The 23,425-nt window shown below is 67.3% G+C and carries 22 protein-coding genes; 4 read left to right on the top strand and 18 right to left on the bottom strand.

Going from position 1 to position 23,425, the window contains the following annotated elements:
• Window position 1: 1 nt before the first annotated feature.
• From G6N35_RS01780 to G6N35_RS01740, 9 genes are all read right to left on the bottom strand, one after another.
• A complete protein-coding gene (locus tag G6N35_RS01780) occupies window positions 2–841 on the bottom strand; it encodes a hypothetical protein (protein ID WP_163802692.1) in 840 nt (279 codons plus the stop codon).
• Window positions 842–2,020, bottom strand: coding sequence for an NHL repeat-containing protein (locus G6N35_RS01775; RefSeq protein WP_163802691.1), 1,179 nt, complete (start codon window positions 2,018–2,020; stop codon window positions 842–844). It abuts the gene before it with no gap.
• Window positions 2,017–2,907 carry a NifU family protein gene (locus G6N35_RS01770; protein WP_163802690.1) on the bottom strand — a complete coding sequence of 297 codons (891 nt, stop codon included), beginning with the start codon at window positions 2,905–2,907 and terminating at the stop codon, window positions 2,017–2,019. The genes G6N35_RS01775 and G6N35_RS01770 overlap by 4 nt, the downstream gene beginning before the upstream one ends.
• Window positions 2,908–2,910: 3 nt before the next feature.
• Window positions 2,911–4,203, bottom strand: coding sequence for a tetratricopeptide repeat protein (locus G6N35_RS01765; protein WP_246224167.1), 1,293 nt, complete (start codon window positions 4,201–4,203; stop codon window positions 2,911–2,913).
• A gap of 12 nt (window positions 4,204–4,215) precedes the next feature.
• A complete protein-coding gene (locus G6N35_RS01760) occupies window positions 4,216–4,467 on the bottom strand; it encodes a hypothetical protein (RefSeq protein WP_163802689.1) in 252 nt (83 codons plus the stop codon).
• Window positions 4,468–4,488: 21 nt separating this feature from the next.
• Window positions 4,489–5,253: a hydrogenase maturation protease gene (locus G6N35_RS01755; RefSeq protein WP_246224166.1), complete on the bottom strand. Its 765-nt coding sequence runs from the start codon at window positions 5,251–5,253 to the stop codon at window positions 4,489–4,491.
• 131 nt (window positions 5,254–5,384) lie between these two features.
• Window positions 5,385–6,992, bottom strand: a complete 1,608-nt coding sequence (locus G6N35_RS01750; protein WP_163802688.1) for a nickel-dependent hydrogenase large subunit — start codon at window positions 6,990–6,992, stop codon at window positions 5,385–5,387.
• 45 nt (window positions 6,993–7,037) lie between these two features.
• Window positions 7,038–8,009 (bottom strand): NADH-quinone oxidoreductase subunit B family protein, encoded by a 972-nt coding sequence (locus G6N35_RS01745; RefSeq protein ID WP_163802687.1) that lies wholly within the window; start codon window positions 8,007–8,009, stop codon window positions 7,038–7,040.
• Window positions 8,010–8,114: 105 nt separating this feature from the next.
• A complete protein-coding gene (locus tag G6N35_RS01740; RefSeq protein ID WP_163802686.1) occupies window positions 8,115–8,654 on the bottom strand; it encodes a helical membrane plugin domain-containing protein in 540 nt (179 codons plus the stop codon).
• A 229-nt stretch (window positions 8,655–8,883) separates the two neighbouring features.
• Between G6N35_RS01740 and G6N35_RS01735 the strand changes: the two genes are divergently transcribed.
• On the top strand, window positions 8,884–9,945 hold the full coding sequence (locus tag G6N35_RS01735) for an AraC family transcriptional regulator (protein WP_163802685.1): 1,062 nt from the start codon (window positions 8,884–8,886) through the stop codon (window positions 9,943–9,945).
• 77 nt (window positions 9,946–10,022) lie between these two features.
• On the opposite strand, the gene G6N35_RS01730 is transcribed toward G6N35_RS01735, so the two are convergent.
• On the bottom strand, window positions 10,023–11,228 hold the full coding sequence (locus tag G6N35_RS01730) for a GAF domain-containing sensor histidine kinase (protein ID WP_163802684.1): 1,206 nt from the start codon (window positions 11,226–11,228) through the stop codon (window positions 10,023–10,025).
• Window positions 11,225–11,875 carry a response regulator gene (locus G6N35_RS01725; protein WP_163807404.1) on the bottom strand — a complete coding sequence of 217 codons (651 nt, stop codon included), beginning with the start codon at window positions 11,873–11,875 and terminating at the stop codon, window positions 11,225–11,227. The genes G6N35_RS01730 and G6N35_RS01725 overlap by 4 nt, the downstream gene beginning before the upstream one ends.
• A 248-nt stretch (window positions 11,876–12,123) precedes the next feature.
• Here G6N35_RS01725 and G6N35_RS01720 point away from each other — a divergent pair, with 248 nt between their 5' ends.
• The gene (locus G6N35_RS01720; RefSeq protein WP_163802683.1) at window positions 12,124–12,699 is read left to right on the top strand and encodes an HAD-IA family hydrolase; all 576 of its coding nucleotides are present in this window, start codon (window positions 12,124–12,126) and stop codon (window positions 12,697–12,699) included.
• Here the strand turns inward: G6N35_RS01720 and gatB are convergent.
• Genes gatB through gatC form a run of 5 tightly spaced genes read right to left on the bottom strand, consistent with a single transcriptional unit; the run spans window position 12,696 to window position 18,351 of the window.
• Window positions 12,696–14,210 (bottom strand): Asp-tRNA(Asn)/Glu-tRNA(Gln) amidotransferase subunit GatB, encoded by a 1,515-nt coding sequence (gene gatB / locus G6N35_RS01715; protein WP_163802682.1) that lies wholly within the window; start codon window positions 14,208–14,210, stop codon window positions 12,696–12,698. The genes G6N35_RS01720 and gatB overlap by 4 nt on opposite strands.
• A 10-nt stretch (window positions 14,211–14,220) precedes the next feature.
• Entirely contained in the window at window positions 14,221–15,456 is a 1,236-nt protein-coding gene (locus tag G6N35_RS01710; RefSeq protein ID WP_197748403.1) for a GGDEF domain-containing protein, read from the bottom strand.
• Window positions 15,457–15,494: 38 nt separating this feature from the next.
• Window positions 15,495–16,526 (bottom strand): ATP-dependent 6-phosphofructokinase, encoded by a 1,032-nt coding sequence (locus tag G6N35_RS01705; protein WP_163802681.1) that lies wholly within the window; start codon window positions 16,524–16,526, stop codon window positions 15,495–15,497.
• A gap of 41 nt (window positions 16,527–16,567) precedes the next feature.
• The gene (gene gatA, locus G6N35_RS01700) at window positions 16,568–18,052 is read right to left on the bottom strand and encodes an Asp-tRNA(Asn)/Glu-tRNA(Gln) amidotransferase subunit GatA (RefSeq protein ID WP_163802680.1); all 1,485 of its coding nucleotides are present in this window, start codon (window positions 18,050–18,052) and stop codon (window positions 16,568–16,570) included.
• Window positions 18,052–18,351, bottom strand: coding sequence for an Asp-tRNA(Asn)/Glu-tRNA(Gln) amidotransferase subunit GatC (gene gatC, locus G6N35_RS01695; RefSeq protein ID WP_163802679.1), 300 nt, complete (start codon window positions 18,349–18,351; stop codon window positions 18,052–18,054). Before gatC ends, gatA begins: the two co-directional genes overlap by 1 nt.
• A gap of 110 nt (window positions 18,352–18,461) precedes the next feature.
• Here gatC and G6N35_RS01690 point away from each other — a divergent pair, with 110 nt between their 5' ends.
• The gene (locus G6N35_RS01690) at window positions 18,462–19,121 is read left to right on the top strand and encodes an ACT domain-containing protein (protein WP_163802678.1); all 660 of its coding nucleotides are present in this window, start codon (window positions 18,462–18,464) and stop codon (window positions 19,119–19,121) included.
• Window position 19,122: 1 nt separating this feature from the next.
• Here G6N35_RS01690 and ligA read toward each other — a convergent pair whose 3' ends face one another.
• Together ligA and G6N35_RS01680 are read right to left on the bottom strand one after the other, a co-directional pair.
• Window positions 19,123–21,234, bottom strand: coding sequence for an NAD-dependent DNA ligase LigA (ligA, locus tag G6N35_RS01685; RefSeq protein ID WP_246224165.1), 2,112 nt, complete (start codon window positions 21,232–21,234; stop codon window positions 19,123–19,125).
• 161 nt (window positions 21,235–21,395) lie between these two features.
• A complete protein-coding gene (locus G6N35_RS01680; protein ID WP_163802677.1) occupies window positions 21,396–22,061 on the bottom strand; it encodes a TetR/AcrR family transcriptional regulator in 666 nt (221 codons plus the stop codon).
• Window positions 22,062–22,283: 222 nt separating this feature from the next.
• On the opposite strand from G6N35_RS01680, the gene G6N35_RS01675 reads away from it, so the two are divergent.
• A complete protein-coding gene (locus G6N35_RS01675) occupies window positions 22,284–23,423 on the top strand; it encodes an amidohydrolase family protein (RefSeq protein ID WP_163802676.1) in 1,140 nt (379 codons plus the stop codon).
• The last annotated feature ends 2 nt before the right edge of the window (window positions 23,424–23,425 follow it).

Raw genomic sequence — 23,425 nt, 5'->3', positions numbered from 1 at the left:
ACTAACGCCCGGCGGTGAGCACCAGGCCGGGATCGAACGTCGCGCGGGCGACCACGGAGGCCGCCGCCGCCGAAACCACCAGCGCGGCATCGGCTTCATGCCCCTTGGGAAAGACGATCTCGGCGCTGTCGGGATGCTCGCGGTGCGCCATCAGCCAGTCGTAGAGCAGCCAGTCCACCGCACACGTCGCCGCCAGCGGGTCGGCGTCGGCGGACCGGGCGGCGGACACCACGGCCTGCAGCGCGTCGCGGTGCTCCCTGCGCGCGGCATCCTTGTTGACCCCGGAGCTGTCGAACAACAGCATCGACAGGGTCAGCGGGAAGCGTTGACCGCCTTCGGTTCTCACCACCCAGCGACCACCTTTCCAGGGCCGGTCCGGATCGACCTGGTGGAACTCACCGAATCCGCCGATCACCCCGATCGAGGGGTCGTCCAACTCGCCGTCGAACGGCGCGGGCCCCAGCAGACCCAACGGTTGGCGGGCCCGGATGGAGAACAATGCAGCGGTGCCGACGATCTTGCCGGCGCGCAGATCGGCACTGCGACCCGTCTTCTCCAGAGCCGCGGCGTATTCGAAGCACAGCCGGTCCAGGTTGCGATGCAATTCGACCAGGTCGTCGCGCTCATCGGGACCTGCCGGTGCCCGGCCACCGCCCAGCACGTCACCGAATCGCGTGGCGGCGCTGATCAGAGCGTCGTCGAGGGCTTCCAGATGGGTGGCGATCAGACGGTCGGGTTCGTCGTCGTCGATCACCAGCGCCTGCAACGAGGTGGGGGCGCCCGACGGGGTCGCCCAGTAGAAGCCGATCTGGTCGTCGGTTTGGACGATCCGCGGTCTCACCTAGGCCCTCCCCCACAGCATGACGCGGTTGTTCCCCGAATCGGCCACCGCCAGGGTGTCGCCGCGCAGCGACAGCCCGTACGGCCAGCACAGGGTGTCGCGCTGCACCGAGGTCCACCGGTTCTCGCCGTTGGAGCCGAAATCATGCTGCGCCAGAACATGATCGGCGCCGCGACCGTCGGCGGGAACCCCGTCCCACAGCAGGATCCGGTTGTTGGCGGTGTCGGCCACCGCCAGCCGATTCGAGTCGAGGCATGCCGCGTAGGGAAACCGGAACCGGTCATTGGTATGCGGCCCATAGGGCCACTCGTCGGCGGTGGTGAAATCGGGCTGCCCCAGCACCAGGTCGGCGTCGCGGTCGGAGTCCGGTGGCGGCGCCCAGCCGAGCACCCGGTGGTCACCGGCGTCAGCGATCAGCAACAGGTCGTCATGGCCGGTGATGTCGTGCGGCCAGCGGAAACTGGCGGGGCCGGCAGCACCGCCGCGGTTCTCCTCACGCGAACCGGCATCCGGCTGGCCGAGCACGATGTCGGCGGGCTGGCCGGGCCCCGGAATCCCGTTGCTCCAGCCGAGGACCCGGCGGTTGCCGGTGTCGGCCACCCAGAACGTCGACCCGATCACGGCGATCCCGAACGGCCAGTAGAAGCTCGACGCCGAACACTCACCACCACGGTTCTCCGATACCGAGGAGGCATCGGGCTGGCCGAGGATCAGATCAGGCGCCACATCACTGCTCTGGGGAACGCTGTCCCACACCAGGATTCGGTGATGCCAGGCATCAGCCACGATCAGCCTGCCGTCGTGTACCAGGACACCGGTGGGCAGGTTCATCCCCTGTTCGGGGCCGCGTCCGCCTGCGCCATGGCCCTCGGTCTCGCCGTCGGGCTGACCCAGGACGACGTCGGCCGGTTGCTCGTCGCAGCACGGCATCTCGTGCCAGATCAGCACCCGGTGATTTCCGGAGTCGGCGACCACCAGATGTTGATCGCCGACGAACACCCCACGTGGGGAGTACATCCACGCCATCGACGGCTTCGCCGGCGGAAGCGCCAGACCGCCCGGGGCGGGAGCGCCCAGCCACAACGCCGGTGACCAGCCATCGCTGCGGTCGACGACCGGCGCGATATCGGGCTTGGTGCCCAATCCACTGATGTTGTGCCGAACGGTGTAGCGGCTCATCCGTCGACGCGGACCCAGACGTCACCACCGTCGACCCGCAGCGGCAACTGTTCGAGTTGCGCACCGGGTGCACTCAGGCACTCCCCCGAGGTCGCGTCGAAGCAGAAGCCGTGCCAGGGGCAGGTCAGCGTGTTCGTCCCAAGGTCGAGCACGGCATTGTCCAGTGGCAGCGCCTCATGGGCGCACTCGTTGCGGTAGGCCGACAACCGCTGGCCGGCATTGACCACGATCACGCTCACCTCAGCACCGGTCGCGGTGCTCAACGTCAGGGCGGTCAGGTCGTCGAGCGGCAGATCGGTGACCGCACCCGCCTTCACCCATCCCTCACCCGCCGGGTCGCGACCGATCCGCAGCGATTCCACCGGGATCAACGTCGGCGAGGGTTCGTTCGGCAGCACCTCGACAGCGGTGATCGACGGAACACCGGCAACCAGTGACTCTTCCACCAAGTTGCGCAGCGTCACCGACGACATCGAGCAGCCGTTGCACGCCCCTTCCAGGCGCACATAGGCGATGCCGTCCTGCACCCGCACCAGGTTCACGTCACCCCCGTGGCTGTGCAGCTGCGGCCGCACCTGCGTCAGAACCTGGTTGGCGTGCGTCACCGGGTCGGGGCGCACGATCCCGTGCAGCGACAGCAGCAGGTGCACGGTCGGGTCGTCGACGAGATCGAACAGCGCTGCCCGGGCAGCATCGTCGGCGCGCATCCGGCGCACCATCGTCACCAGTCCGGCGCGGTGGATCGCCTCGACCGCCGCCTTGAGTTCCTCGGCCACCGCGCGGGCGGCCGGTTCCAGGCCGGCCAGCGCGGCCACCGCGTCGTCGACGCGCGTGGCGAGCTCCTCGAAAGTGGGCTCGACGACCGGCCGTTCGGTGGTGGTCGACATCGTCTACTCCTGCTCACCGTCGGTGCGGTTCAACGCGGTGTGGCGGGCGATCTCGTCGAGGACGCCGCGCACCGTGCGCATCGCGTCATGATCGCCGAACTCCTCGAAGATGAACCGCGCCTCGTACAGCTTGGCCTTGGCCTGATCGAATACCCCCAGATGGGCGAGCACATTGCCCTGGTTGGCCAACACCCGGGCCCGGCCCAGCGGATCGCTGTCGCGGTCGCGCGCTTCCAGGACCGCCTCATACAACTCGACGGCCTCCACCAGGTTGTCGGCCTGATGCTTGGACGGGGTGTACACCAGCGAATTGGCCAGGTTCAGTTGCACACTGGCCCACTGCTCGGGGTAATCCTCACGGGTGTAGACCTTGAGCGCCGAACGCAGCGACTGTGCGGCCACCCCCAGCCGCAGCTGCCCGGAGGCCTCGGTCATCGGCATCGTCAGGTAGGCGGTGGCCAGGTTGGCGTGCGCGGAGGCCCACAGCAACGGGGCCTCTTCGCGAAGTATCAGCTGCAGAGCCGAATGATAATGCGGTACAGCGGCATTCAGCAGCTCCGGCCGCTCGGTGGCCTGCTCGTGCAGCAGGCCGGCAAGATTCAGGTGCAGTTCGGCGCGGGCGACGCGCAGCCCGTCGGCGCCGTCGAGGGCGGCCAGAGCGGATTCGAAGCGGCGGATCGCGTCGTCGTTGCCGCCGTGTGCGGCAATCGAGGCCGCCGCCCCGAGCAGCACACCGCACAACGGCTTGGAAACCCCGGTGGCCTCGTCGACCGCCTGATCGAGCAGACCGATGGCCAGGATCTCGGCCCGTTCGTTGAATGCCTTGCTGGCCTGCGCCGACAGGACCAGCGCAGCCAGTTCCGCGGTGGCACCGTCGCGGTGCGGCGCGGTGTCGGTACGTCCGAGTGCGAACTGCACCACATCGACGAGGACACCGAATTCGCCGAGCGCCGAACGCAACTCGTCGGCATCGGCACTGTCGGGATCCATCACGAACCGGTTGTAACGACTCACCGGATCAGCACCGGTCAGCGCCGCCAGCGCGCCGTCGCGATCGCCCGCCAGCGCCAGCTCGTGGGCTCGCAGGGTGGCCGGCCAGCGCTGCGGCAGCTGACCGGCGAGCAGCGCCTGACGCACCTCTTCGGTGTCCGGCGCGGCAGGAATCAGCAGGTAGCCCAGCGGGAGCGGGAAAGCACCCAGGGGCTGTGGCCGCACCGCGAGCACAGCCGGATCCTGCAGATCGGTCGATCCGCTGGTCGATACGTTGGTCGATACGCTGCTCGTTAGGCTGGTCACGACATCCCTTCCTTACCCATTGACGGGTCCACGTATGTCACGCTCGGCGGCGCGCCTGATCACGTTGGCCGACAGCTCCGCACGTGCCTTGGTGTGGTGGGTGTCGATGCGCTTGCGCACCACCCCGTCGGCGAACACCACGACGATCTCCACCGCCCACCTGCCGCGCTCCTCCACCACCACGGTCTCGACATGCAGCGCGTCGTCGGTCGAGGTGACCTGGGGAATCCGGGTCTTCGGGCGCGCCGGGGGTTGCTCGCACATCGCGATCACAGACCGGGCCCTCTAGTGCCGATCCAGGGGGATCCGCAGTGCCTTGTGCGCATCATCCCAGGATGCCTCACGGACGCCGACCGGGACACGGTCTGCCAACACCTCCCGGATCAGCACGGCGCGGTCACCGGCGGGGGTGCGCTGCTTGAGCAGCAGACCACCGCTGCGCGGCCCGCGCAGCGGGATCAGCCACAGGTCGTCGTCGCGCGGCACGGCTGCCACGGCGTCGGAGGGGAACCGGCTCGCCGCCAACGCGGCGTCCAGGCGCAGGTAACCGTCGGCGGTGAACTCGACGGTGTGCTCGGCACCGGTCTGGGGCCGCAACGGTGCCAGGTAGTCACGCTCCACCATCTCGATCACCTGCTCCATGGCGGCAGTGACCGGCTCGGACAGCTCCGCACCCAGCTCCACACCGGCCGCTTCGATGAGGAACACCGTGATGTCGGTCGGGCAGGCCTCGCCCAGCGCCCAGCGCGCGAACGCGATCGCGTGATCCCACCGAAACGAGTGGGTGTGCAGGCCCTGCAGCGGTGGCAAGTCCTCGAGTTCGGCACCGGGGACCCGGAAGACCGTGCCGGGTGCCGAACCGGTCGCCGAGGCGTCGACGATCACCACCCGGTCGGCACCACGCATCTGGAAAGCGACATCCATCCCGGCGGTTCCGCCGTCGACCAATTTCGCACCCACCGGGACACCGCGCTCCCACAGGTGGCGAACCAGGACCGGACCGACGCCGTCGTCACCGCGCAGCAGGTTGCCGCAGCCGACGACGAGCACCGCACACCCAGGCGGCTCGATATCCAGAGGAGGGGGTTGGATATCGATACCGCCTGGGTCGCTGTGGGTTTCGGGTGACCCGGGCTCAGCCGCCGGGATCACACGCTGCCGAACGTGGGTGACCGCACCGGTCACACCATTCCGTTGATGACGAACTTCGAGAGCTCCTTGCCGGTCTTGCCGTCATAGGCGTGCACGGTGCAGACCAGGCAGGAGTCGAAGCTACGGGCCACGTGGCCGAGCTCGACCGGATCCTCGGGGTCCACGATCGGCGAACCGACCAGAGCCTTCTCGATCGGTCCGAGGACCTCGTTCCCGTCGCGCGGCCCGATGTTCCACGCCGTCGGGGTGATCACCTGGTAGTTCTTGATCTTGTTGTCCTCGATGACAATCCAGTCGGCCAGGGACCCGCGGGCCGCCTCAGTCGCGCCGAAGCCCTTGCCCTCGGCGTACTCGGTGGGCTTGCTGTAGAAACTCTCCTTGAGGTCGAGCTGATCCAGCCACGACTTGACCCACTTGTAGTACTTCGGGCCCTCGTGCATGCGGGCCAACTGGCGGGTGAACACGCTGGGCCCGATCTTGTTCATGATGTCGACGAACAGCGGGTCGTTGTCCTGGTGCGGGGCGGCGTTGGGGCCACCGGCGGCCATCCGGCGGGCCAGCGGGCCGGCCTCCAGGGGGATGTTTCCCAGGTCGCCGACGGCGTAGCGCGGCGACTTCGCCCAGCTGTACTTGCCCTGCTTCTTCGCATCTTCCGGGTCGAGCGGGATGGTCTCGCCGTCGAACGGGTGCAGCGGCCGGCTGCCCTCGTAGAACGAATGGGTGACATCCTCGCGGACATTGGCCTGGTCGAAGTCGTACCACTGGCCCTGCGCGTAGACACCGCCGCGACCGATCAGCGCGGCGTTGCGCCCGTCGATGGTCGGGTTCTCGTACAAAGTCGGATCGAAGTAGGTGCCGGTGGAGATGTAGTTGCCCACACCCTGGCCGTACTTGTCCAGCCCGATATCGAGCGCGTAGCGGATGAAGAAACCGCAGTCGCTGTTGTAGTGCGACTCGTTCTCGTCCACCCAGGCCAGGACGTCTTCCCAGGTCTTGTTCTCCAGCCAGCGGTCGATGCTGCAGCCCAGCCACTCGGCTTCGAGCCAGTTGTCCTTCCAGTGCTCCAGGATGGCGATCGAACGGGTCACGTCCGACAGCGTCGGGGCACACATCACGCCGCCGGGCACCATGAAGCTGGAGTGCGGCCACTGCCCGCCGAAGATGGCGTAGACCTCGACCGGCTTGTTGGAGAGCACCACACCCTTTTGGTACGAGGTGCCGACATACGGCGCGAAGCGGCGGACGGCCTCGTCGTACATCGTCGATTTGGCGTAGTTCTTGTTGGTCAGGTCGATGGCGAACAGCGCGTAGAAGTAGCGCGGAATCGATTGCAGCGTTTCGCACGCCTGACAGATGTTGCGGACGAGCGTCGCGTTGGGCGGCATGTGCGTACGCCAGGCCGTGTCCAGGGCGTAGGCGGATTTGTACAGGTGGCTGCCGCCGCAGATCCCGCAGATGCGCGGGCAGACGACGAGACCGGCCTGCGGGTCCTTGCCCCGCAGGATGATCTCGAAGCCGCGGAACATCGCGGCTTCGGTCCAGGCCGACGTGACAACCCCGTCGTCGATGGTGACGCGGACGTCGAGGTCACCCTCGACACGTCCCAGTGGACTGACGTACAGGTCGAGCGAGGTCATGTTCAGTTCCTCCAAAGAGTTTGAGCGAAAACAGGTCTGGTGGGCCTAGACGACGAACATGTCCTCTTTGGACCACTGCGGTGCCGCGATGCGTGCCGCCGCGGCGTGGGCCATGTAGGTGAGGTGGTCGGATCCCTCCGGAACCTCCTTGGGGATCACCCCGCCGACCTTCTGGGTCTTGAACAGCGTTCCCGGCGCCAGGTCGAAGTGTGGGAACTCCGGCTCGGTGCAGCCAAGGCATGGCATGCCGGCGCGGGTCTTCGACGACTGCCGGTTCCACAGGATGCGGTTGCACGGCGAGTGCGTCATCGGACCGCGGCAGCCGAATTCGTAGAACAGGCAGCCGGTGCGGGTGCCTTCACCGAAGGACATCGTCGACTGCTTGTATTCGAAGAACTGCACACGGGTGCAACCGGTTTGGGTGAAGGTCTTGAAGAACGTCTCGGGCCGGTGCAGCTCGTCGAGTGCGATGTCGCCGGCGCGGCCGGTGGCCAGCGCGACGATGATCTGGGTGATCCAGTCCGGGTGCGCGGGGCAGCCCGGGATGTTGATCACGGGCAGGCCCATCTTGGAACGGAAGTCCGGTCCCAGGAAGCCGCCCTTGTCGCGCTTGTGGAACTGCAGACCCGTCGAGGCCGACGGGTTGGGTTCCATCGCGGGGATGCCGCCCCAGCATGCGCAGTCACCGATGGCGACGACGATCTGGGCCGCTGCGGCCAGGTCGGTCACCCAGTCCTTCATCGGGCGGTCGGCGAACATGTCCATCCGGCCGGTTCCGTTGGGCGCCTCGATGACGGTGCCCTCGAAGACGAAGATGTCCAGCGGCCGGTCGCCTTTGGCGCAGTCCCAGAACACTTTCTGGGCGTTCTTGCCCAGTTCCAGTCCCAGCGACGGATGCCAGATCAGATCCAGGCCGAAGTCGACGATGAGGTCGACGACGTTGGGTTCCTCGGCGTTGAGGAACGACATGGTGTTGCCACTACATGCCCCTCCCTGAAACCACAGAACGGAAGCCATGGGTGAACTCCTCTCAGATGACGGCCCAGGGCGAGGCCGACGCGGGCTGACGAACGACAGATCGAGCGGTGGACGTACAGGCGGGCTCGGCGGCCACGGCCGAGGTCACTGCTGGCCCACTCGGCGGCCGAAAGACTTGGCGACCGCGAGCAAGAAGCCCAGGCCGCGGGCCACATCCGGATCTTTGGTGGCCTTGTACAGGCCGTACAGCCCCTTCGGCGGATTGGCGGCGCCGGCCTTGCCGTCGACCAGGGCGTCACCGACGGAGGCGAGCAGCTGCGCGGTCTGCGGGTCGGTGAGCGTGGAGGTGAGCAGCGTGTTCAGGGCGGGGGTAGCACCCACGACCGAACCGGAGAGCGTGGCCAGGCTGGTGACCAGGCTCTGCAGATCGACACCCTTGAGGGCGTCGGCGCCCGGGATCGCGCCGACCACCGAGGCACCGCGGAATTCGGAGACCGCCGAGGAGACGCTGCTGGCGATGGTGTCTCCGCGGCGGACGAATCCGTCCAGACCGCTGACCAGCACAGCAAGCACATCGGCATGATCGAGCAGGGTGTTGAGCGCTTCGGCGACCGCGGGATCGTCCAGGCGCTCCCGGACCGAATCAGCGGGGGTGACCGCAACTGCCTGCCCGTTAGCCGTCATGCAAACCTCCTGGGGAGCCACCTACGGCACACCTATGGCAGGTGTGGCTTCTCTCACAAAAGTAGACCTATGGGGTTGGTGTGCCTATCGCTTTCGCGCAACGGCTGTCAGGATTGCGAAGAGTTGCCCGCGCTGAAACGACGCCGATGTTTAGGAGGCTGGACGTGCCGTTTGCAAGCAAACTTGTGCCGGTCATCCAGCAGTGCGGCGACGATTCCGGCAGGTCCCGATGTCGCGCCTGACGCGACTCGGCTACATCGACGTTCGACGCACCAGCAACCCGGTTCGCCGCAAGGTCCGCTCCCGGGGCGTGCCGCCGGCACTAGCAAACAACGAAATCTTCTACACCGAGGATGTGAAGTCCGCGGCCCGGCTCATCGCCAAAACGCTGGGGCCGCTGAACCTCACCGTCGGGCCCGACGAGGCGTCCGGATTCGCCGCCACCATGCACGGTGTGCGCCTGCGCAACGTCAGCCTGCTGTACCTGGACCTGCACGTGGCCGCGGCCGTCGACATCCCGATGCTCGGACCGCATTACGCGGTGCACATGCCGATGAACGGGCGCGCCCTCGTCGAGCATCGCGGCCGAACCTTCGAGGCCAACACCATCTGCTCGGTCGTCAGCAGCCCGGGGGCATCACTGCGGATGGTGTTCGACCACGATTCACCGCAGCTGATCATCCGCATCGAGGAACGCGCGCTGGCCGCGCACCTGACCCGGCTGCTCGGCCGCAGCATGGACCACCCGCTGATCTTCGAGCCCGAGTTCGACCTGGCCACCGAGGCCGCCATGCGCTGGCACGCCGCGGTGCAGCTGATCCACACCGAGGTCTTCCACGAGGGTTCGCTGATCCAGCGGGGCCAGGGTATCGGTGCGGTCGAGGAGTTCGTCATCAGCAGCCTGTTGCACCTGCAGCCGTCGAACTATCACGCGGAGTTCCTCGCGCCCGCCCAGCCAGACCAGCGCCGCGCCGTGGTGCAGAACGCGATGAACTACATCGAAGATCACCTGGCGGAGCGGATCACCATGGAAGCCGTGGCCAAGGCCGTCCACATGAGTGTGCGGTCCATCCAGCAGGGCTTCCGCGAAGAACTGGGGATGACGCCGATGACCTATGTGCGGGAGCGGCGCCTGGAGCGGGTGCACGAGGAACTCACCGACGCCATCCCGTCGGACGGGGTGACGGTGACCCAGGTCGCCGAGCGCTGGGGCTTCCACCATCTGGGCAGCTTCGCCGTCGAGTACCGCAAGCGCTGGGGCGAGGCACCGTCGGACACCCTGCGCCGCTAGCTCCCACCCCCTTACGCCCAAACCGGCACATCGGCGCGAAAGTGCGAGCGCGGAGCGCCATTTCGTCGATCTCGGCGCTAGCCGTCGACGGGAATCGTCACCGTCACCGTGGTGCCCGCCCCTGGCCGGGACCTGACCTTGACCGTGCCGCCCACCAGCTCGGCGCGCTCGGCCATCGACAGCATGCCGTAGCCACCGGAGGCCGACACAGGTCCGGTCTCGAATCCCACCCCGTTGTCGACGACCTCGAGCCGGGCCGCCCCCTCGGCGATGGTGAACGTGACGGTCGCGACCAGCGCCCGGGAGTGTTTGACGACGTTCTGAAAGCACTCCTGGGCAATGCGATACAGCGCCACCTCGATGTGTTCGGGCAACCGCTCGTCGGCCAGGTGAAGTTCCAGATCCACCTCCGGGATGGAGGCGGCCAAGCTGGCCAGACCACCGACCAGACCGAGGTCGTCGAGCACCGGCGGGCGCAGTCCACTGATCGCTGAGCGGGCCTCGGCCAGGGTGAGATCGACCAGGTCCCTGGCCTTTTCGAGTTGCTCGGCGGCTGCCGGCTGATCTCCGTCGTCGACGGCTCGGGCGGCGGCATCCAGGCGGTAGGTCAGCCCGACCAGACGCTGCGAGATACCGTCGTGGATGTCACCGGCCAGCCGGCGACGCTCGCTTTCCTGCGCGGCGATCACCTGCTCGGCGAAGTTCTCGTGGGCGCGTTCACGAGCCGAGAGCTGCCGATGAAGCCGCGCCTGGTGCAGCGCACCCGCGATCAACCTGCCGATCACCAGCAGCAGTTCGATATCGCGCGGGGTGAAGTCCCGGCGCTCGATATTGTGCACGTTGAGCACCCCGACCAGGCCGCCCGGCTCGGTCTCCATGGGCACCGAGGCCATCGAGGTGAAGTCCTTGCCGCGCAACGCCGCGATCGGCATGTACCGCGGGTCGGCTTCCTTGTCACTGACGATCACCACCGGCTCGCGGTGGCTGGCCACCCAGCCCGACACGCCAGAGCCCAGCGGCAGCCGCACCAGCCCCACCTGCTCGTCGAACGGCGGGGTGGCACCTGCCAGCGTCAGCGACCTATCGGTGTCGTCGAGCACGTGTACGAAGCAGACGTCGGAAGCCGTTGCCGCAGTGATCATCTGAGCTACCGCCGCGGCCATCGGCTCGACGCCCGGCCCCGACGACGTCGCGGCGATGATGTCGAGCAGCAACGCCACCTCGCGGTCAGCGTCGACCAATCCGTGGACGGCGTGGGGACTCACCCCGCGGGGCGTGCTCATTGAAAGATGCCCTCACGCAACGCCGTTGCGGCGGCGCTGGTGCGATCACTGACCCCCAGCTTTCGGTAGATCGAACTGAGGTGGGTCTTGACCGTCTCCTCGCCGATCACCAGTTTCGAGGCGATGCCCCGGTTCGACAGTCCCGTCACCACCAGCGACAGGATCTCACTTTCCCGCTGGGTCAGCCCGTGTCGGGCGCCGGGCCAGAATTGGTCGCTCTGCAGCCGGGCGGCCGTCTCCGCGGCGCGCGCGGCCAGTCCGGCGTCGATCGCCGTCGCCCCACCCTGGACGCCTTCGAGTTGTCGGACCAGTTCGTCGCTGCTGATGCCCTTGAGCAGATAGCCCGACGCACCCACCCGCATGGCCTGGAACAGGTACTGCTCGTCGTCGTAGACCGACAGCAGGATCACCTTCTGGCCGGGATCACGCTGGCGGATCTCCCGGCACAGGTCCAATCCGCTGGCACCCTGCATGCGGACATCGCAGAGCACGATGTCGGGGCGCAGCTCGCTGATCACCGCCATCGCCTTCTCGGCGCCGACCGCTTCACCGACCACCTCGACCCGTTCGGCGAAGGGCGCGAGCATCGCCTTGAGGCCCTCGATGACCATCTCGTGGTCGTCGACCAGCACCACCCGCACCGTCATGGGATCACCGTAGCGGTGGGCACCACCGTCGTCACCGGAATCACGGCTGAACATCCCCCGCGCGTCGACCCGGACCACGACTGCACTCGACACCTGTCGAACTCTGTAATATGCTCCGCCGCAGAATATTTCGACGTCGGCGCCAATCAGACCATTGTCGATCTAGAGCGACCCGGGGGACGGCCTCCACCCTGCCATCCCCTGATCGGGGGATGCCCGGGCCAGGCTGGCGGGGCCATACTGCCGTCGTGGTCGCAACTCTGGACACTCTTCCCCGGAGTCGCTCATTCTGGTGGGACCGGGCGCATTGCGCGCATGCCGATGTACCGGTGCTCGAGGCTGTCGTCTTCGACTTCGACGCCCCAGTCGGGGCCAGCGAGCGCGACGCCCACATGTTCCGCGATCTGATCTGGAGCCTGCACTGCGCCGGCATCCGCATCGCCGTGACCGCCGAGGGCCGGCGGGAACGCATCCAACCGCTGGTCCGTGAGCTGATCGGCGACGGCGTCGTGGAAGTCCTGATCGCCGGTGACGACGTGCTGCGGCCCAAGCCCGATCCGGAGGCCTATCACCGGGTGCTGTCCGAACTGGGCGTCGGTGCGGCCAATGTGCTGACCTTCGAGCACTCGATGACCGGCTTTCATACCGCACGCTCGGCGGGCCTGGCCACCGTCGTCGTGATGACCGATCAACTACGCGGGTACGAGTTCACCGGCGCCGCCGAGGTACTCGACCGCTATGACTGGCCCGATCCACTGTCGGCGGCCCGCTGTCGGCGCCTGCACGAACGCTGGTGGATCAGCTCCGGTCGGCTGAGCGCCTAAACCGCCTGGCCGCAAGCGGCCATGACCAGTTCGCGCACCCGCGCGGCATCGGCCTGGCCCTTGGTGGCCTTCATGACCGCGCCGACGATCGCGCCTGCCGCCTGCACCTTGCCGCCGCGGATCTTCTCGGCGACATCGGGATTGGCCGCCAGCGCCTCGTCGACAGCGGCCTGGATCAGCGAGTCGTCACGCACCAGCGCCAGGCCGCGGGCGGCCATCACCTGCTCGGGTTCCCCCTCGCCGGCCAGCACCCCTTCGACAACCTGACGGGCCAGCTTGTTCGACAGCTTGCCCTCGTCGACCAGGGCCACCACCGCGGCCACCTGGGCCGGGGTGATCCCGAGGGCATCGAGCTCCACCCCCACTTCATTGGCCTTCTGCACCAGGAAGTTGCCCCACCATGCCCGGGCCGACTCGCTGGACGCCCCGTGGCTGACGGTCGCGGCGACCAGGTCCACCGCACCGGCGTTCACCAGGTCACGCATGACCTCGTCGGAGATCCCCCACTCCTGCTGAATTCGCTTGCGCGACAACCACGGAAGCTCTGGAATGGTGGTGCGCAGCCGCTCGACGAGCTCCTCGGCGGGGGCCACCGGTTCGAGGTCGGGCTCCGGGAAGTACCGGTAGTCCTCGGCGGTCTCCTTGTCGCGGCCGGGCGAGGTGTAACCGTCCTCGTGGAAGTGCCGGGTCTCCTGATGGATCTTGCCGCCGTCGGCGAGGATCGCGGCCTGGCGGCGCATCTCGTAACGGACGGCCACCTCGACGCTCTTGAGCGAGTTGACGTTCTTGGTCTCGGTGCGGGTGCCGAACTCCACCTGGCCGATCGGCCGCAGCGAGACGTTGGCGTCGCAGCGCAGCGAGCCCTGGTCCATCCGCACGTCAGAGACGTCCAGTGCCCGCAGCAGGTCCCGCAGTGCGGTCACGTAGGCACGCGCCACCTCCGGTGCACGCTCCCCGGCACCCTCGATCGGCTTGGTGACGATCTCGATCAGCGGCACTCCGGCGCGGTTGACATCCAGCAGCGAGGTGGTCGCGCCGTGGATACGGCCGGTGTCGCTGCCGACGTGGGTGAGCTTGCCGGTGTCCTCTTCCATGTGGGCACGTTCGATGTCGACCCGGAAGGTGGTGCCGTCGTCCAGCGGCACGTCGAGGTAGCCGTCGAAGGCGATCGGCTCGTCGTACTGGGAGATCTGGTAGTTCTTCGGCTGATCCGGGTAGAAGTAGTTCTTCCGGGCAAACCGGCACCACGAGGCGATGCGGCAGTTCAGCGCCAGCCCGATCCGAATGGCCGACTCGACGGCAGAGCCGTTGAGCACCGGCAGCGCTCCGGGCAGGCCCAGGCATACCGGGCACACCTGGGTGTTGGGCTCGGCGCCGAACCTCGTCGAGCAGGCGCAGAACATCTTGGTCGCGGTCGACAGCTCGACGTGCACCTCGAGGCCGAGGACCGGGTCGAACCGGGCCACGACGTCGTCGTAGTCGAGCAGATCAACGGCACTGGCGACGGTCATGGGGTCAATCTTAGGGGCGGGCGTGACGCTGTCTCATCGGCCGGTCCTCGCCGCCGACGATGCGGTTACGCCCCTGCCGCTTGGCCCGGTAGAGGTACTCGTCGACCGTGGCCAGGATGGATGCCGCGTCGAAGTGGTCCCGGACGGTCAGCACGCCGATGCTGAGCGTCACCACACCGGGCGAACCCGACGCCGCGTGCGGGATGGCCAGGTCGGCCACCGACTGCTGGATGCGCACGGCGACCGCATGCGCCGCCGCCTCATCGGCGGCCGGCAGCAGGCACAGGAACTCCTCGCCGCCATAGCGGGCGGCCAGACCGCCGACCTCGGTGACGACCCCGTCCACCGCGTGGGCGACCCGGCACAGACAGTCGTCGCCAGCGGCGTGCCCGTAATGGTCGTTGAACGCCTTGAAGTGGTCGACGTCGATCATGATCACTGACAGCGGATCGCCGGAGACGATGTGCGCGGTGATCCGCTCAGCCAAGGCGGCGTTGGCACGGCGGCGGTTGGCGATGCCGGTGAGCTCGTCGGTGTTCGAGAGCCGCGTGATCTTCTGGTTCAGCTCCAGCAGCTGGGCTTCGAATCGCTTTCGCTCGGAGATATCGCGCACGATCGAGCAGTTGTACTGTGCACCTTGGTGTTCGACGTAGTTGACCGTCACCTCGATGGGTACCCGCTCACCGGACTTGGTGGTGTTGACCGTCTCGATGGTGAATGACTTCCGCTCGACGATGTCCTGCCAATGTTCCCGCCAGCGCTGCTCGTCGAACATCGGATCGACGTCGACCACCCGCAGTGTGGACAGTTCCTCCGCGGAGTAGCCGAGCAGCGCGGTGGCGCCCGGGTTGACGAACACATAGCGCCCGTCTGGGTCGAGCCAGATGATCATGTCGGTCATCCGGTCGATGGTGGTCTGGGTCAGATGCAGGCGCCGCCAGGCCGCCGTCCTGGCGGCGACGTCTTCGACCTCGATCGCGAAACGGTCCGGCCGTGGTGTGGGCCGCACGATGAACCGGCGACCGGCGGCGTCGAACACCGCACCGTGCGGACCGCCCGCGTCGAGGTGGGCCCGTACCGGCGCAGCCAGCTCCGACGGGAGCACCGTCTCCACGGCCCGTCCGACAAGCGGCGTCGAGTCCGCCGTGCCGAGGACCGCCCCGGCCGCGGCATCGCACTCGAGGATCACGCCACCGGCATCGACGATCAGCTCGGCGGCGAACGGCGGCAGGATCGACGCACCCATTGCCAAGGGCCTCCTCCCCGAGGCTCAGCCACAGAACGTCAGCCGAAGAAGGCGGCCGCGTCGTCGTAGCGGGTCTGCGGCACCAGCTTGAGCTGGCGGACCGCGTCGGCCAACGGAACCCGGCCGATGTCATTGCCCTGCAGCGACACCATCATCCCGTACTCGCCGGCATGGGCGGCGTCGGCGGCGTTGACCCCGAACCGGGTGGCCAGCACCCGGTCATAGGCGGTCGGCGTGCCGCCGCGCTGCACGTGCCCCAGGACGGTGACCCGCACTTCCTTCTTGATCCGCTTCTCCACCTCGATGGCCAGCTGCTGGGCCACCCCGGTGAACCGTTCGTGGCCGAACTCGTCGACCCCACCCGAGCGCAGCGCCATCGATCCCTCGGCGGGCTTGGCGCCCTCGGCCACCACGATGATGAAGCTGGACTCACCGCGCTGGAAGCGCTTCTTGACCAGCCGGCACACCTCTTCGACGTCGAAGGGTTGCTCGGGGATCAGCGTCATGTGCGCCCCGGAGGCCAGCCCGGCGTTCAGCGCGATCCAGCCGGCGTGGCGGCCCATCACCTCGACGAGCATCACGCGCTGGTGCGACTCGGCGGTGCTGTGCAGCCGGTCGATGGCGTCGGTGGCGATCTGCAGCGCGGTGTCATGCCCGAAGGTGACGTCGGTGCAGTCGATGTCGTTGTCGATGGTCTTGGGCACCCCGACGACGGGCACACCTTCCTCGGAGAGCCAATGCGCGGCGGTCAGCGTGCCCTCGCCGCCGATCGGGATCAGCACGTCGATCCCGTTGTCCTCCAAGGTCTGCTTGATGTCGTCGAGCCCGGCGCGCAGCTTGTCGGGATTGGTGCGCGCAGTGCCCAGCATGGTGCCGCCCTTGGCCAGCAGCCGGTTGTTGCGGTCATCGTTGTGCAACTGGATGCGCCGGTCTTCCAGCAGGCCACGCCAGCCGTCGAGGAACCCGACCACCGACGAGCCGTAGCGGGCATCGCAAGTCCGCACAACCGCGCGGATGACGGCATTGAGCCCGGGACAGTCACCGCCGCCGGTGAGAACTCCGATACGCATGCGCCCTATCTTGCCCGTTGGCGCGTTCTGAGGCAGCGCATCTACAGCGCCGACGGCATAACCCCGCGAGCGGCCTCGTAGGCCGCACCCACCCGGTAGAGCCGGTCATCGGCCAGCGCCGGAGCCATGATCTGCAGCCCGACCGGCAGGTTGTCGTCCGGCGACAGGCCCGACGGGACCGACATTCCGCAGTGCCCGGCCAGGTTCAGCGGCAGCGTGCATAGGTCGAACAGGTACATCGCCAGCGGATCGTCGACCTTCTCACCGAGCCGGAACGCCGTTGTCGGAGTAGCCGGCGACACCAGCACGTCGACCTTTCGGTAGGCGTTGTCCAGATCGTTGGCGATCAGGGTGCGAACCTTCTGCGCCTGGTTGTAGTAGGCGTCGTAATAACCGGCAGACAGCGCATAGGTGCCAATCATGATGCGGCGCTTGACTTCTGGACCGAATCCCGCGGCCCGGGTCAGTGCCATCACCTCTTCGGCGCTGTGGGTGCCGTCGTCACCGACGCGCAACCCGTAGCGCATCGCGTCGAAGCGGGCCAGGTTGCTGGACACCTCCGACGGCAAGATCAGGTAGTAGGCGGACAACGAGTAGTCCAGATGCGGACAGTCAACCTCGGTGATCTCCGCCCCCAGGGCGGCCAACTGCTCGACGGCGGCGTTGAACGAGGCGAGCACGCCCGGCTGGTAGCCCTCGCCACTGCGCAGCTGCTTGACGACACCAATCCTGACACCGGACAGGTCGCCGGCGGCACCGGCCCGGGCCGCGCCGACGACGTCGGGAACCTGGGCCTCCACCGAGGTCGAATCCCGCGGGTCGTGGCCGGCGATCACGGCGTGCAGCAGAGCGGTGTCCAAGACGGTGCGGGCGCACGGGCCGCCCTGGTCCAGGGACGACGCACACGCCACCAGCCCGTACCGCGACACGGTGCCGTAGGTGGGTTTGACGCCGACGGTCGCGGTCAACGCCGCCGGCTGGCGGATCGAGCCGCCGGTGTCCGAGCCCAGTGCCAGCGGCGCCTGGTAAGCGGCCAGCGCGGCGGCACTACCGCCGCCGGAGCCGCCGGGCACACGTTCGACGTCCCACGGGTTGCGGGTGGGGCCGTAGGCGGAGTTCTCGGTGGAGCTACCCATCGCGAACTCGTCCATATTGGTCTTGCCGAGGATCGGGATACCGGCCGCACGCACCCGGGCGGTGACGGTCGCGTCGTACGGCGACACCCAGCCCTCGAGGATTTTCGAGCCGCACGTGGTCGGCATGTCGGTGGTGGTGAACACGTCCTTGAGCGCCAGCGGCACACCGGCCAGCGGCGAGGGCAGCTTCTCCCCCGCGGCCACCGCCGCGTCGATGCGGGCCGCAGTGGTCAACGCCTGGTCGGCGGCGACGTGCAGGAACGCGTTGAAGCGCTGGTCGGTGGCGGCGATCTGGTCCAGGCAGGCCTGGGTCACCTCGACCGAGGACAGTTCCTTGGCGGCGATCTTCTCGCCCAGGGTGGCGGCGTCGAGCCGGATCACGTCGCTCACTACTCTGCCTCTCCCAGGATCTGCGGCACGGCGAATCGGCCCTCGGCGGCAGCCGGCGCCTCGGCCAGGGCTTCGTCCTGGGTCAGGCAGGCCTCGACCACATCGGGGCGGGTCACGTTGACCGACTTCAGCGGGTTACCGGTCGGCGAGACGTCGGTGACGTCGACGGCCTGGATCTGGCTGACATACCCCAGGATGGCGTCGAGTTGGCCGGCGAAATTGTCGACTTCGTGGTCGGTCAAGGCCAGCCGGGCCAGCTTCGCCAGCCGGGCTACCTCGTCACGGGAGATCTGGGACACGGTGGACCAGCCTAGTTGGCCGTACCGACCCGCCCGGACCGCAGGTGCGGCAGACGCCGGAGCGGCAAAGCCGGAGTGCCGCGATCGGATGACTGTGAAAAGGTGTGCGCGTGCCTTCCTATCTCTTGCGGGTTCAGCTTGAGGACCGCCCCGGCAGCCTCGGGTCGCTCGCGGTTGCGCTGGGGTCGGTCGGCGCCGACATCCTGTCGTTGGACGTCGTCGAGCGCGTCACCGGCTATGCCATCGACGACCTGGTGGTCGAACTGCCGCCCGGCACGATGCCGGACATGGTGATCACCGCCGCCGAGCGCCTCGAGGGTGTTCGGGTGGACACCATCCGTCCGCACACCGGGCTGCTCGAGGCGCACCGCGAACTGGAACTCATCGATCACATCGCCGCCGCCGACGGCCGCGACGCAAAACTGCAGGTGCTGGCCGATGAGGCGCCCCGGGTACTGCGGGTGGGCTGGTGCACGGTGGTCCGGTCCACCGAGTCGGGGCTGCAGCGAGTGGTCGGCAGCCCCGGATCCCCGGAAACCCAGGCGCACAGCGCGCCGTGGCTACCGATGACCCAGGCCGAGGCACTGGACGGCAGCGCGGACTGGGTGCCGCAGGTGTGGCGCGATATGGACACCACACTGGCCGCCGCACCGCTGGGCGAACCGACTCTGGCTGTCGTCCTGGGGCGCCCGGGCGGCCCACTGTTCCGGCCGTCGGAGGTGGCCCGGCTGGGTTATCTGGCCGGCATCGTGGCCAGCATCGTGCGCTGAGCTAATCGGCCGGCGCGTCTGTGCGGAACTGGCCGGGCCCGTTCTCCAACAGCGCGCGGAACCCGTCCTCGTCGAGGATCGGCACCCCGAGTTCGACGGCCTTGTCATACTTGGAGCCCGGTGCGTCACCGGCCACCACGAACGAGGTCTTCTTCGACACCGATCCGACGGCCTTGCCGCCGCGGGTGATGATGGCCTCCTTGGCTTCGTCCCGGGAGAAGCCGGTCAGCGACCCGGTGACCACGATCGACAGCCCCTGCAGCGTGGCGGCGACGTCGGTGTCGCGCTCGTCTTCCATGCGAACCCCGGCCGCCCGCCACTTGTCGACGATCGCGCGGTGCCAGTCGACAGCGAACCACTCCGTGAGGGCCGCGGCGATGGTCGGCCCGACGCCTTCGACATCGGCCAGCTGCTCCTCGTCGGCTGCCATGATGGCGTCCAGGCTGCCCAGTGCGGTGGCCAGCGCGCGGGCCGCCGTGGGACCCACGTGGCGGATCGACAAAGCGACCAGGATCCGCCACAGCGGACGGTTCTTGGCCTGGCCGAGATTGGCCAGCAGGCGCGCACCGTTGGCCGACAGCACACCTTTGTTGGTGCGGAAGAACTCGGCGGTGAGCAGGTCCTCGGCGGTCAGATCGAACAGGTCACCTTCATCGTCGATCACCTTGGCGTCCAACAGGGCGGTTGCCGCCTCATAGCCCAGGCCTTCGATGTCCAGACCGCCACGACCGGCGAGGTGGAATACCCGCTCGCGAAGCTGCGCGGGGCAGGATCGCGCGTTGGGGCAACGGATATCGACGTCGCCCTCCTTGGCCGGGGCCAGCGCGGTGCCGCACTCCGGGCAGTGGGTGGGCATGGCGAACTCGCGCTCGGTGCCGTCCCGCAGGTCCACCACCGGACCCAGCACCTCGGGGATGACGTCACCGGCCTTGCGGATCATGACGGTGTCGCCGATCAGCACGCCCTTGCGTTTGACCTCCGAGCCGTTGTGCAGGGTCGCCATGGCGACGGTGGATCCGGCGATGCGCACCGGTGTCATCACCGCGAAGGGAGTCACCCGGCCGGTGCGCCCGACGTTCACCTGGATGTCGAGCAGCCGGGTCTGGGCTTCCTCGGGCGGGTACTTGTAGGCCACCGCCCATCGGGGCGTGCGGGAGGTGGCACCGAGGCGGCGCTGCTGGGCGAAGTCGTCGACTTTGACCACCACACCGTCGATTTCGTGCTCGATCTCGTGCCGGCGTTCGCCCCAGTAGGTGATCTTCTCCTCGACGGCGGCCAGCCCCGCCACCCGGGTGGTGTGGTCGGAGACCGGTAGGCCCCAGGCCTTCAGCGCGAAGTAGGTGTCGTGCAGGGTGGCCGGGTCGAAACCCTCGGTGTAGCCCAGCCCGTGGCAGATCATCCGCAGCTTGCGTTTGGCGGTGACGGCCGGGTTCTTCTGCCGCAGCGAACCGGCCGCACTGTTGCGCGGATTGGCGAACGGCGGCTTACCCTCGGCGACCAGGCTGGCGTTGAGGTTCTCGAAGTCGGCCACCATGAAGAACACCTCGCCGCGGACTTCCAGCACCGCCGGGATCGGGTATTCGGTTGAGGGCGTGAGGGTTTCGGGGATGTCGTCGATGGTTCGCGCGTTGTTGGTGACATCCTCGCCGACCCGCCCGTCGCCGCGGGTGGCCGCCCGTTCGAGCTTGCCGTCGCGATACACCAGCCCCAGCGCGACGCCGTCGACCTTGAGTTCACACAGGTAGTGCGGGGCTGGGCCGATCTCGGCTTCCACCCGGTTGGACCACGCCACCAATTCGTCGGTGTTGAACACGTCCTCCAGGGACAGCATCCGTTCCAGATGCTGGGCCTCGGCGAAGTCGGTGGCGAAACCCGCGCCACCGACCAGTTGGGTCGGCGAGTCGGCCACCTTGAGCTCGGGATAGCGCTCTTCCAGGGCGAGGAGTTCGTTGAACAGCGCATCGAAGTCGGCGTCGGAGATGATCGGCGCGTCCTTGATGTAGTAGCGGAACTGGTGTTCGCGCACCTCGTCGGCAAGCTCCTGCCAGCGCCGCCGCACGGACGGGTCGATCGGATCGGTTTCCGGATCGCCGGAGGGCGTTTCTGGGGCCACCCTCGCAGGCTAGTGGACCGCGCCGACAACGCCTCGACCTGCCGGTGGCGACACCGGATGAGGCTCGATGACGACGTTCCCGCGGGCTCGACTGCGGCGCGAAATCCACCAGATGAGACGGTCGACTTCGCGACTGACGGACGGACTCGACGGCTATCGGCTTAGTCGTGATCAACGTGGCGAGCGGAGTTCTGGCCAGAGACTACTGCCGGGCCGATGACAGCTCCGACAGCACCAATGCCCCGCAGAACAAACCCCACCAGCAGGTCGAACTCGACAGATGCATCGGTAGCACCCTGACGCTGAAAGCGGTTGACAACCGCAGCTTCAAGCGCTGCACGGATGGAGCGTGCGTCCAGTTCCGGGCTGCAGGCCAGGAAGACCCCCTCCGCTTTGCCCCGGTGCAGGATGGCCGCCAAAGCCGACTCCTCAGCCTTGACGAATAGCTCGAGCTCCCGGAAATACCCCGGGGTGCGCCGCATCTCTTCTGAATAGAAGGTCGCCACGCGCTTGCGTCGACGCGGATCCGACACTATCTCGAACAAGTGGGCCATCCACGCCCGAAGTTCGTCTACCGGAGTATCGGCCCGGGCAGCAGCTCCGCGCAGTTCCACCAGGACCGCTTCACGGTCGCGCCGAAACATCTCCAGGAACAGCTCGTGCTTGGTGCTGAAGTTGCGATAGAACGCGCGTGTCCCCAGACCAGTCTCTTCAAGGATTTCACTGATGGACGCCGAGAGCCCGGAGTTGCGGTCCAGACAGCGATACGCGGCATCGATGATGTGCTGGCGCTCCGAGGAACGTTCAACTGCTCTGTTCGAAACCACAGCTCCTACACCGGCATCCTGACGCGTCGAGATCGTCGGGCAATCGTAGCCCAACCCGCCAGCCACCCTAGCGGTCCGCCACTGAAAAGACTCTTTTCAACTTGACAGAACGATGCGGGATAACCCCACGAATGGCGCTGACTTCATTGACATCCTGATGTCGACGACTCTAGTGTTGCTGAAAATTGCTTTTTCAGTGTCGAAGCTCACCATGGAGGCTTTATGTCGAAGATCTGGGCGAACTCTGGCGACTCCCACTTCTTGGAACCAGATGATCTGTGGCAGTCACGCTTGCCCAAGAAACTCGCCGATCTGTGCCCCCGCTCGGAGAAGGACCCCGACGGGGAGTACGAAACCGTTTACGTCGACGGTCAGATCTTTCGGCGCAAGTTGCCCTCGTCGGCATTGGTGGCGTTCGTCGAGATGAGCATGCAAGCCAAAGGCCACCGCGATGCCACGGTCCGTCTTGGCGATCTCGACCAGGAAGGAATCTGGGGAGAGGTCATCTTTCCGTCGCTGGGTATGTGGGCATCGTCGTTCCGCACGCCGGAGCTGCTCAAAGCCTGTCTGCGGGTCAGCAACGAGTGGGCGCTTGACGAGATCGCCTCGGTTTCACCGCGCTACGTCGTCACGGCACAAGTCTCCACTCTGGTTGTCGACCACGCGGTCGAGGAGCTGCAGTGGGCAGCAGACAAGGGATTCAAGGCGGTATTCCTCCCCACTTCGCCTCATCCCAGCGCGCCGGACTGGCACCGCGATGATTGGGAGCCGCTGTGGGCGGCCGCTGAGGAGGCCGGCATGGTGCTCGCCTTCCATATCGGCACCGACCCCGTGGACGTGACGGCCTCCAACAGTGCGACCGGCGGCGCTGGGCTGGTATACCGCGGGCCTGGCGCGGCGATCATGAACTACGCGGAGACGACGTTCTCCGGCCAACGGGCCACCATGAAGCTCGTCGCCTCCGGAGCGTTGGACCGTCACCCCGACCTCAAGGTATTGATCTCGGAAGGCGGCGCAACCTGGGTACCGTTCCTTGGCGACCGCCTCCTGGAGGGATACCGGCAGCACCACATGACGGTACGCCCCAAACTGAAGCGGAGTCCGAAGGAAATCCTGTTCAGTCAGGTGTATGCATCGTTCCAGCATGACGAGACCGCTGTGCAGGCATACGACTACATGGGCTATCGCAACGTCATGTTCGGCAGCGATTATCCGCATATGGAGGGCACTTTCGGCCACACCCAGGAGACGTTGACCTCACTGTTCGCCGGGGTGAGCGACGAGACCCGACTACGTATCACCCAGGGGGCGTTCTTCGAACTGTTCCCGCACGTGCCGCCCGTGGGTGCTGAGAGCGCCTGACG

The organism is Mycolicibacterium anyangense, assembly GCF_010731855.1.
GTDB lineage: Bacteria > Actinomycetota > Actinomycetes > Mycobacteriales > Mycobacteriaceae > Mycobacterium > Mycobacterium anyangense.
This window is presented reverse-complemented; position numbering and strand designations above follow the sequence as displayed.

What these genes read in the sequence shown, in the direction of transcription:
- G6N35_RS01710 (WP_197748403.1), bottom strand. Translation starts at nt 15,456, where the DNA reads ATGGGTGCGTCGATCCTGCCGCCGTTCGCCGCCGAGCTGATCGTCGAT.
- G6N35_RS01730 (WP_163802684.1), bottom strand. Translation starts at nt 11,228, where the DNA reads ATGAGCACGCCCCGCGGGGTGAGTCCCCACGCCGTCCACGGATTGGTC.
- G6N35_RS01735 (WP_163802685.1), top strand. Translation starts at nt 8,884, where the DNA reads ATGTCGCGCCTGACGCGACTCGGCTACATCGACGTTCGACGCACCAGC.
- G6N35_RS01745 (WP_163802687.1), bottom strand. Translation starts at nt 8,009, where the DNA reads ATGGCTTCCGTTCTGTGGTTTCAGGGAGGGGCATGTAGTGGCAACACC.
- G6N35_RS01675 (WP_163802676.1), top strand. Translation starts at nt 22,284, where the DNA reads ATGTCGAAGATCTGGGCGAACTCTGGCGACTCCCACTTCTTGGAACCA.
- G6N35_RS01705 (WP_163802681.1), bottom strand. Translation starts at nt 16,526, where the DNA reads ATGCGTATCGGAGTTCTCACCGGCGGCGGTGACTGTCCCGGGCTCAAT.
- G6N35_RS01770 (WP_163802690.1), bottom strand. Translation starts at nt 2,907, where the DNA reads ATGTCGACCACCACCGAACGGCCGGTCGTCGAGCCCACTTTCGAGGAG.
- gatB (WP_163802682.1), bottom strand. Translation starts at nt 14,210, where the DNA reads ATGACCGTCGCCAGTGCCGTTGATCTGCTCGACTACGACGACGTCGTG.
- G6N35_RS01775 (WP_163802691.1), bottom strand. Translation starts at nt 2,020, where the DNA reads ATGAGCCGCTACACCGTTCGGCACAACATCAGTGGATTGGGCACCAAG.
- G6N35_RS01725 (WP_163807404.1), bottom strand. Translation starts at nt 11,875, where the DNA reads ATGACGGTGCGGGTGGTGCTGGTCGACGACCACGAGATGGTCATCGAG.
- G6N35_RS01750 (WP_163802688.1), bottom strand. Translation starts at nt 6,992, where the DNA reads ATGACCTCGCTCGACCTGTACGTCAGTCCACTGGGACGTGTCGAGGGT.
- G6N35_RS01760 (WP_163802689.1), bottom strand. Translation starts at nt 4,467, where the DNA reads ATGTGCGAGCAACCCCCGGCGCGCCCGAAGACCCGGATTCCCCAGGTC.
- G6N35_RS01740 (WP_163802686.1), bottom strand. Translation starts at nt 8,654, where the DNA reads ATGACGGCTAACGGGCAGGCAGTTGCGGTCACCCCCGCTGATTCGGTC.